Origin of the sequence: Pseudomonas sp. PA-4-8C (genome assembly GCF_021606625.1) — a bacterium.
Lineage (GTDB): Bacteria > Pseudomonadota > Gammaproteobacteria > Pseudomonadales > Pseudomonadaceae > Aquipseudomonas > Aquipseudomonas lactis.
In genome coordinates this window covers 1-8180 of sequence record NZ_WKCD01000250.1, presented here as the reverse complement: position 1 = coordinate 8180, position 8180 = coordinate 1, and the positions used below count along the sequence as shown (strand labels likewise).

At 60.4% G+C, this 8180-nt stretch carries 8 protein-coding genes and 1 pseudogene; 1 reads left to right on the top strand and 8 read right to left on the bottom strand.

Annotated elements, in window-relative coordinates:
• From GIW04_RS24620 to GIW04_RS24590, 7 genes and pseudogenes are all read right to left on the bottom strand, one after another.
• Positions 1 to 257 (bottom strand): annotated as a pseudogene (locus tag GIW04_RS24620) (carboxy terminal-processing peptidase); the annotation flags it as partial.
• A 361-nt stretch (positions 258 to 618) separates the two neighbouring features.
• Positions 619 to 1272, bottom strand: a complete 654-nt coding sequence (locus tag GIW04_RS24615; protein WP_120247755.1) for an HAD family hydrolase — start codon at positions 1270 to 1272, stop codon at positions 619 to 621.
• 33 nt (positions 1273 to 1305) lie between these two features.
• Positions 1306 to 2295 carry an ABC transporter ATP-binding protein gene (locus GIW04_RS24610; RefSeq protein ID WP_003190143.1) on the bottom strand — a complete coding sequence of 330 codons (990 nt, stop codon included), beginning with the start codon at positions 2293 to 2295 and terminating at the stop codon, positions 1306 to 1308.
• Positions 2292 to 3092 carry an ABC transporter permease gene (locus GIW04_RS24605; protein WP_003190144.1) on the bottom strand — a complete coding sequence of 267 codons (801 nt, stop codon included), beginning with the start codon at positions 3090 to 3092 and terminating at the stop codon, positions 2292 to 2294. Before GIW04_RS24605 ends, GIW04_RS24610 begins: the two co-directional genes overlap by 4 nt.
• The gene (locus GIW04_RS24600; RefSeq protein ID WP_003190145.1) at positions 3079 to 3924 is read right to left on the bottom strand and encodes an ABC transporter permease; all 846 of its coding nucleotides are present in this window, start codon (positions 3922 to 3924) and stop codon (positions 3079 to 3081) included. Before GIW04_RS24600 ends, GIW04_RS24605 begins: the two co-directional genes overlap by 14 nt.
• Positions 3921 to 4727 (bottom strand): alkaline phosphatase family protein, encoded by an 807-nt coding sequence (locus GIW04_RS24595; protein WP_003190148.1) that lies wholly within the window; start codon positions 4725 to 4727, stop codon positions 3921 to 3923. Before GIW04_RS24595 ends, GIW04_RS24600 begins: the two co-directional genes overlap by 4 nt.
• A 179-nt stretch (positions 4728 to 4906) precedes the next feature.
• Positions 4907 to 5983, bottom strand: a complete 1077-nt coding sequence (locus GIW04_RS24590) for an ABC transporter substrate-binding protein (protein WP_003190150.1) — start codon at positions 5981 to 5983, stop codon at positions 4907 to 4909.
• 351 nt (positions 5984 to 6334) lie between these two features.
• On the opposite strand from GIW04_RS24590, the gene GIW04_RS24585 reads away from it, so the two are divergent.
• Entirely contained in the window at positions 6335 to 7048 is a 714-nt protein-coding gene (locus tag GIW04_RS24585; protein WP_034135004.1) for a UTRA domain-containing protein, read from the top strand.
• A 146-nt stretch (positions 7049 to 7194) separates the two neighbouring features.
• Here GIW04_RS24585 and GIW04_RS24580 read toward each other — a convergent pair whose 3' ends face one another.
• Positions 7195 to 8148 carry a metal ABC transporter substrate-binding protein gene (locus GIW04_RS24580; RefSeq protein ID WP_120247756.1) on the bottom strand — a complete coding sequence of 318 codons (954 nt, stop codon included), beginning with the start codon at positions 8146 to 8148 and terminating at the stop codon, positions 7195 to 7197.
• Positions 8149 to 8180: the final 32 nt, after the last annotated feature.

Sequence of the window (8180 nt, the reverse complement as noted above, 5' to 3'; positions counted from 1 at the left end):
GCCAGGAAGTAGCTGCGCGACGGGTCCAGCAGCTTGAGGTAGCTGTCGTAGATGATCACTGAGCGAGCGTCGTCCAGCGGCGGCTTGCTGTAGTGATGGCGCTTAAGCAACTCGACGACGTTAAGGCTGGCAATCACCTCATCGCGATCAGGCTGAAGGTTGTCCCAGCTATTGGCTGCGAACGTATTGGTCGACATCGACGCGAAGCCGAGACCAATGAAAAAAGCGAGGGCGGTGCTGGGGAACAGATGCTTCATGCTGATTCGACGCGGGGGCAATTGATAACGCATATTAGGCCGTCTTTGAGGGAGCCGGTTCCATATGGTCCGGTCGCATAATGCAAAAAGCCCGGCGCTACAGCACCGGGCTCAGTCCAGACTCACTATGGAGGCACTGTGAAAGCATTGCAAGGCGTTGACGGTGATGTGGGGGGCTAGAACAACCCCGTCCTACGTTCGGTGTAGTCCATATTGCCAATAGCCTGGCCGAAACCTAGATTGAAATGCAGTCAGTGTGGGAGCTGGCTTGCCTGCGATAGCGGTGCACCAGATGAAGAATTCTTCACTGTTGCACCGCTATCGCAGGCAAGCCAGCTCCCACAGGTTGATCTCTATTGATTCAGGTCCAGTGATGGATCGGCCAGCCGGCCTTTTCGGCATGGGCGCGCAACACCGGATCCGGGTTCACCACCTGCGGGTGATCCACCTTGAGCAGCAGCGGCAAGTCATTGCGCGAGTCCGAATAGAAATAGGCACCTTCAAGGGTTTCGCCTTCCTGCGCCAGCCATTCCACCAAGCGCGTGATCTTGCCCTCACGATAGGTCAGCACGCCTACGGTCTTACCGCTGTACACGCCGTGGCTGACTTCTAGGTTGATCCCCAGCACTTCCTCAATGCCGATACGCGCCGCAATCGGCGTGACCAGGTGAGTGCCCGACGCGGAAATCACCAGGATCCGGTCGCCGTTCGCGCGGTGGCGGGCGATGGTCTTGGTGGCGTCGCTGTAGATCAGCGGCTCGATCACGTCCTCGACCCACGGCTCCACCAGGTGCTCGATTTCTTCCGGAGTGCGGCCGATCATCGGCTCCAGGCTGAAATCCATGAAATCTTCCATCCGCAGCTGGCCCTGGCTGTAGGCGTCCATCAGCTCGTTGTTCCGGCGCATGAACGACTCAGGGTCTACCCAGCCGAGGCGGCCCATCTGTTCGCTCCACAGCGTGGCGCAGTCGCCGTGAATCAGGGTGTCGTCCAGATCAAAAATTACCAATGCCATCCTTCATGCTCTCTCTCAATAGGTCGCTGCCTGTCAGGCTACTTCACACAGTGCGCTGGGGTCGATGGAAAGTGCCAGGCGCTGGCCATCCGGGTGCAGGTCGTCGGCCGAACGATTGAGTACGTCCACCACCAGCTCGACACCGCGGGCTTCGATGCGGTAGCGAATCACGTTACCCAGCAGGCTGTGGCTACGCACCAGCGCATCGAGCTCGCCGCTGCGGCTCAACTCGATGGCTTCGGGGCGAATCGCGATGCGCCCGCTGATCGGCCGTTGCAGCAGTTGGCTGGCCTTGTCGGCATCGAGCAGGTTGTAGTTGCCGATAAACCCGGCAGCGAACGCATCCACCGGCGCGGTATAGAGGGTTTCGGCATCGCCGCTCTGCACGATCTTGCCCTGGTTCATCAAGAAGATGCGGTCGGACATGGTCAGGGCTTCTTCCTGGTCGTGGGTCACGAAGATCGTGGTCAACCCCAGTTCGCGCTGGATCTGGCGGATCTGTTCGCGCAAATGCTTGCGAATCCGTGCATCCAATGCCGACAGCGGTTCATCGAGCAGCAGCAGGCGCGGGCGGGTCACCAGGGAGCGGGCGAGGGCGACGCGCTGGCACTGGCCACCGGACATCTGGTGCGGGTAGCGGCCGGCCAGGTCCTTGAGCTCCACCAGTTGCAGCACTTCTTGTACGCGCTTGTGGCTGTCGTCGGCGTTGACTTTCTGCATGCGCAGGCCGAAGGCAACGTTCTGCTCTACGGTCATGTTGGGGAACAGCGCGTAGCTCTGGAACACCATGCCGATCTGGCGTTTCTGCGGGCTCAGGGGCACGATGTCCTGGCCATCCAGGAGGATTTGGCCACTGTCCACCGGGGTAAGCCCGGCGATACAGCGCAGCAGGGTGGATTTGCCGCAACCGGACGGGCCGAGCAGGGTGACGAACTCGCCTTTGGCGATCTCGCAATTGATATCGCTGAACACCGGGGTGCCGGTGTAGCCTTTTTGCAGGTGTTGGACGCTGACGAAGCTCATTGGCTTTTGTCCTTGTTCAAGAGCGTGGCGGCCCAGGTGAGCACCAGCACAAAGAAGAAATAGGAGATCACCACGGCACTGGTGAAATGGCCGCTGCTGTTGCGCATGTTGTTGAGGTACACCTGCAGGGTTTCGTAGCGGGTGCCGACGAGGATGTTGGCGAATACGAACTCGCCGAACAGGAACGAGAACGACAGCAGCAGCGCCACCATCAGGCCCTTGCGCAGGTTGGGCAGCACCACCAGGATCGCGGCCTGCCAGGTGCTGGCGCCGAGCAGTTGCGAAGCGTCCATCAGGTCGCGCAGGTTGATGGCTTGCAGGTTGTTGGTGATCGCGCGGTACATGAACGGCAGCGCGACGGTGAAGTAGCAGCCGATCAAAATCCACGGCGTGCCCACCATCGCCAGCGGCCCGGACCCGTACAGTTGCAGCAGACCCACCGAGGACACCACCGGCGGCACCGCGAAGGGCAGCAGGATGAGGATGTTCATCAGCGCGTCGAGCTTGGGAAAGTGGTAATGCACCACGAACAGCAGCGGCAAAATCAACACCACCGAAAGGATCAGTGCGCCCACGCACACCAGCAACGATTGCCCGAAGGCCATCAGAAAACGCGGGTCGCTCCACAGCTGTACATACCACTTCACGCTGAAGCCGGCGGGAAGGATGGTTGCCGACCAACTGCTGGAAATCGAGTAGACAAAGGTGCCTACCAAAGGCAGCACCAGGATCAGGAACAACAGGTACACCACCACCCGATGGTAGAGGGAGGCCGGGCCGGCTTCAGCGCGAGACATGGTAGCTCCTCTTGAGCAGCAATTGATGCACCACCGTGACCACGGTCATCAGCGCCACCAGCACCACGGCCAGGGCACTGGCCATGTTCGGGTCCAACGACACATCGCCGGACACCAGGCCCGCAATGCGAATCGGCAGCACGTTGAAGTTGCCGGTAGTAAGCGCATAGACCGTGGCGTAGGCGCCGAGGGCGTTGGCCAGCAGGATCACAAAGGTACCGAGCAGGGCCGGGGTGAGCACCGGCAGGCCGATATGCCGCCAGAACTGCCAGCCATTCGCGCCGAGCAGGGCGGCCGACTCGCGCCAGTCTTCGCGCAGTGCGTCGAAGGCCGGGTAGAGCAGCAGCACGCCGAGGGGAATCTGGAAGTAGGTATACAGGATGATCAAGCCGGTCTTCGAGTACAGGTTGAAGTCTTCTATGATCCCGGCCTGCTTGAGCATGAGGGTGATGCTGCCGTTGAACCCCAGCAGGATGATAAACGCGAAGGCCAGGGGTACGCCGGCGAAGTTGCTGGTCATGTTGGCGAACGCGGTGACAAAGTTGCGCAGCGGCGAATCCACTCGGCGCAGTGAATAGCTACCCAGGGTGGCGATGATGATGCCGAAGATGCTGGAGTAGAAACTGATCTCCAGGCTGAACTGGATCGCCTGCCGGTAGAACTTCGAGGTGAAGATGCGGGTGAAGTTTTCCAGGCTCCAGCCGGCCTCTTCGGTTTGCAGGCTGCTGATCAGCACCCACACCAGCGGCGCGATTTCGAACACGATAAAGAACAGTGCGAAGGGCAGCAGGCATAGCAGGGCCAGCCATTTGCCGCGGGTCAATGCATTCACTTGAGCAACTCCCGGCACACAGGTTTGTCGTGGGGCACGCCCAGCAGTTCGCAGACCGTGCCGCACAGGTCGGTCTGTTTCGGCGCAGCGTCAGTGTCCAGGCTGAAGGCGTCACCCAGGACAAACAGCGGCACTTCTCGTTCTTCGCGCAACAGGCCGTTGTGGGAGCGGTCGTTGTTCATGCCGTGGTCAGCGGTGACCAGTACCTGGTAGCCGGCATCGAGCCAGCCTTGCAGGTAGTCGGCCAGGATGATGTCCGCCGAGCGTGCGCTGTTGCGGTATTGCGCGGTGTCGAGGCCGTGCTTGTGGCCGGCATCGTCGATGTTCATCGGGTGCACCAGCAAAAAGTTTGGCGCGTGCTTGATCCGCAGGCTTTCCGCATCGGCGAACAGGTGGGAATCAGGGTAGTGGTCATTCCAGTAGAAATGCCCATGCTGGATCGCCAGCGCCTGGTCGTCGGTGTGACGATCGCGGGCGGCGAGAAAGGGCGTGCGGTTATACAGCTCGCTGACCCAATGGTAAGCCGCTGCCGCGGTGCTCAAGCCTGCGTCGGTGGCGTAGTGGAAAATGCTGCGCTGGTTGGACAGGCGCGAGACGTTGTTGTGCACGATACCGCTTTGAATCGGCGGCACGCCGGTGAGGATGCACTCGTACAGCGGGCGGGACAGGGCAGGCAGTTCACATTCCAGTGTGTAAAGGGCTGCGCGTCCTGCGCCGACATAGGCCTGCAAGTGCCCCATGGCGTGCCGGGCGACCTCGAAGTTGAGGCCGTCGAGCACCACAAGGATGACATTGTGCTTCATGGGGGACTGGGGCTCCGCAACAAGATGGTATGGCTCAGTATCAACTTGGAATGGAATCAAATGTGGGAGCTGGCTTGCCTGCGATGGCGGTGTATCAGTGGACACAAATATTGAGTGTCAGACCGCTATCGCAGGCAAGCCAGCTCCCACACTGACCGCACCTCGATCAGAGAGACCGATTACTTCATTTCTACGATGACCTGCTCGTTCCACATCTGTGGCAGCTTCTTGGAAGTCGCTTCCCAGGCATCGGCATCCTTGATCGGCTGCGGGTTGGCCTTGGTGTACTGCTCGCCCGGGATCAGGTTCTTGGCAACGTCCGCCGGCAGTTTCAAGTCGGTTTCAGCGCGGATCGGACGCGCGTTGCCACGTGCCAGGTTGAGCTGGCCGGCATCGCTGAAGATGTATTCGCGGGTCAGCTTGGCGGCGTTCGGGTGCTTGGCGTATTTGTTGATGATGGTGGTGTAGCCGGATTTCACCGAGCCATCCGAGGGGATCAGCACCACGTAGTCATCCGGGTTGGCCATCTTGGCCTTGTAGCTCAGGCCGTTGAAGTCCCACACGAGACCCACTTCGACTTCGCCTTTTTCCATGGTGGCGATGGTCGGGTTGGACAGTGAGAGGCGACCCTGCTGGGCGATCTTGGTGAAAAATTGCAGGCCCGGCGCGATGTTTTTCTCGTCGCCTTTGTTGGCGATGGCCGCGGCGAGTACTGCGTTCGAAGCCTGGGCGGCGGTGCTCACGTCACCCACCGATACCTTGTACTTGCCGGTTTGCAGGTCAGCCCAGGTGGTAGGCACTTCGGAGCCGTGCAGCAGTTTCTTGTTGACGATAAAGGCAATGGTGCCGGTGTAGGCCAGGGCCCAGTGACCGTCTTTGTCTTTCGCCCAATCCGGCACCTGGGCCCAGGTAGACGGTTTGTACGGCTGGGTGACTTCCTGCTTCACCGCGATCGGGCCGAAGGCCGCGCCCACGTCACCGATATCGGCGCTGGCGTTGTCTTTTTCAGCTTTGAACTTGGCGATTTCCTGGGCCGAGCTCATGTCGGTGTCGATGTGCTTGAGGCCGTAGGTTTTAGCCAGGTCTTCCCAGGTGCCTTTCCAGTTGGCCCAGTCATCGGGCATGCCGACGCTGTTGACGGCGCCTTCCGCTTTGGCGGCGGCTTCCAAGGTTTTTAGATCGGTATCAGCAGCCATGGCGGCGGTGCACATGGCAATGGTCGAGCCTAACAGTGATGCCAGGAAAAGCTGTTTCATCCGAAGCTCCTTTGGGCGTTTTCAACGCGGCGTTTTATCTGAACGTTAGCGGTGGTTTGGTCTAGGTCAGCAATACCTGAGCCAATCTAGGCCCCATGGATGACAGTTTCATGTCGATGTCGTTTTTGAAGCGCTGATGTCGCTCAGTTCCGACTTAGCGTAGACCATGCCCAAGTGCCCGCAGGCCCTGGACTTGGCCGATGTATTGCAGGGTGTGGTAGAGGCAGTCGACAGCCTTTGTCATCTGTCGGTCATCTGGAGTGCCTAGGCTGGCACACAGCAGCAAAAGCCCAGATAGAGCGCGTTTTGTGCACCTGAACGGTGCTGGTCTAGTCCAGATAGGTAACGTTGATGCGTGATGAGGCAATCAAGGCGGTAACTTCCATCGGCCTGGCGCTGCAAGAGCAGATCGACCATGGCCTGTTGCCGCCTGCCAGCAAACTGCCCGCCGAACGCAAGCTCAGCGAGTTGTTTGGTACCACTCGGATTACCGTGCGGGAAGCCTTGTTACAACTGGAAGCCCAAGGGCAGATCTACCGCGAAGAGCGTCGGGGATGGTTCGTCTCGCCGCCACGGCTGGCCTATAACCTGATGCAGCGCAGCCACTTTCACGCCATGGTCAGCGATCAGGGGCGTGAGGCTTCCACGCAGGTCATTTCCGCACGCTTGCAACCGGCGTCTGCGGCGGTGTGCGCTTGGTTGCAATTGCCGGCGTTGTCGAGCGTGATCCAGATTTGCCGGGGCCGCAGGATTGACGGACGCCTGGTGTTGTACGTGGAGCACTACCTGAACCCGCAGTATTTTCCGGGGATCCTGGCGTGCGATTTGAATCAGTCGATGACTGAGCTGTATGCGCGCAAATATGACTTGCACTACGGGCGGGTGCGTTTCGAAATTGTGCCCACCTCACTGCCGGTGGAAGCGGCCGCTGCGCTGCGTGTCTCGGTGGGTAGCCCGGGCTTGCGCATCGCCCGGGTGAACTACGACCAGCATCAACGCCTGATCGACTGTGACCTGGAGTTCTGGCGGCATGATGCGATTCATGTGGGGGTGGATGTGGTGTAGCGGCTGATGCACCGCGATCCAATGTAGGAGCTGGCTTGCCTGCGATGGCATCGACTCGGTATGCCTGATAAACCGAGGCGCCCGCATCGCAGGCAAGCCAGCTCCCACATTGAACCGAGTTTATCGCTGACGGATCGGTGGCTCGCCTAGGGCGTAAGTGCCTTGATCACTTGGTCCACATTGGTTTCCAACTCCGTCACCGGGTCGGCACCGTCCACATTCAATACCAATAGTCTGGAGCCGCCGGCATTTACGGCGGCTTTGACCGCATCACTCGGTTGACGGTGATGCAGCACCACCGCCACGTCGTTGTCCTTCAACTCGGCGCTGAGTTTCTGCAGCGCCTCAGGCGTCCACTCGGCATCGGGGCGTGCTTCGGTGCTGAGCACTTCCAGGTTCAAGCTGCTGACCAGGTACGCGAAGTGATCGCTCAAGCTGACCACACTCAGGTTGTCGGCCGTGGCCAATCGCGCCTCGCTGTCGGCGGTGAGCTTGAGTAAACGCTGTTTGAACGCGGCAAGGTTAGCGTCGATCCTGGGTTTGGCTGCCGGGGCCAGGCGGCCCAGGTCGGCGGCCATTACGTCGGCCATGCGCCCCATATTGTTGCTCGATTGCCAGGGTTGGCTGTTCAAGCCATCGGTGACCCCCGGTTGTACTGCGATACCCGGCAAGCCACCGTCCACCGGGCGTGCGGCATCGACTTCGACGATGCGGATATTGCTGCGCCGTGCCACGGGGTACAGCGGGTCATCGGCCCACAGCGAGCGCAGGCCGATGGCCGCGTCGGCGTCCAGCGCCAACTTGTTCAGTGCCGCAGCACCGCGGCCGGTGAAGTAGGACACCTGCCGTGAGCCGGGTAAATTGGCCGGCGCGGCGCGTTCAAGCGCTACGTTGGTGCCTTTGAGCAGCGCTTCGGCCAGACCATAGGTAATCGGCAGCGAGGCCAGCACCTTGACCGGCGGCTTGGTCTTGGTCAGGGCTGCGTGACCGAGGCCCTGGTTGACTTTGAAGTCCTTGGCGTCGAAACCGTCGACGGCCAGCGCCGACGTACTCATCAAGCAAGCGATGGCCAAGGCCAGTGGGCGAAAGGCAGGGCGCATTATCCAAGAAACACTTTGCGGCTGGGCACGGC